Source organism: Lactobacillus sp. N54.MGS-719, from assembly GCF_000980505.1.
GTDB classification, from domain to species: domain Bacteria; phylum Bacillota; class Bacilli; order Lactobacillales; family Lactobacillaceae; genus Lactobacillus; species Lactobacillus amylovorus.
Map to the genome: position 1 here is coordinate 1 of NZ_LARO01000126.1, position 958 is coordinate 958.

Annotated in this window: 1 protein-coding gene; it reads left to right on the forward strand. The window is 33.9% G+C overall.

The features are described from left to right. Window positions 1-247 precede the first annotated feature (247 nt). Window positions 248-958 (forward strand): NAD(P)/FAD-dependent oxidoreductase (locus tag WS44_RS09555; protein WP_046434124.1); only part of this gene is annotated, 711 nt, incomplete at its 3' end.

Below are 958 nucleotides of genomic sequence, written 5' to 3' on the forward strand. Positions count from 1 at the left end.
ATGTTACCAGCTTCTTCTCCCTTTTGCAAGTACTTTTTTCATTTTATTGATTTTTCCTTTGCTCAGGCTTCTTATTCAAGCTGTGCCGCATCTCTCGAAGCGACTTTATTAATATATAATACTTGCAAACTAATTGCAAGCACTTTTTTATTAATAATTCGCCACCTCTAAAAACGTGACTTCAATAATATAACTTATTTGATCCGATCGAGCAAGCAAAATTTTCAAATGAATATTGCATTAATTCATGTTAAAGTTGATACGTCAGCACTTAGAGGAGGTTTTTAAAATAAAAAAATATGATTTAGCCATTATTGGTGGCGGTCCTGTCGGATTATTTGCCGCACATTTTGCGCATTTACACGGTTTAAATACGATACTTTTTGATTCATTATCTGAATTAGGCGGACAACCGCAAATGCTCTATCCATTTAAACAAATAACTGACATCCCTGCCTTCGGCAAAATAAGAGCACATGAATTAATCCCAAGACTAACTGATGGGTTGAAGGATGAAACGGATATTGCAACTAACCATAAAGTAGAAAACATTGTAAAAACTACAGATGGTTTTACAATTGATGATTCAGTATTTGTACGTAGCATTATTATTGCTACTGGAGCTGGTGCATTTAAGCCAAAAGAACTTCCACTTAAAATGAATGAAGACATCAAAAAAAGAATTCATTACTTTATTAAGGATCCTAAAGAATTCGCTAATCAAACAATTGGTGTTTTCGGTGGTGGTGATTCAGCACTTGATTTGGCACTTGAGCTTGCAAATTATGCCGATATTAAGCTTATTCACCGTCGTGATCAATTCCGCGGCCTAGAATCTAACGTTCAAAAACTAAAATCTTTAAAAAACGTTGAAATTCTTACCCCATATCTTCCTAAAGATATTCAATTAATTGATAATAAGTTAGACATTAGTCTTAAGAAAATGGGTGGCGATGAA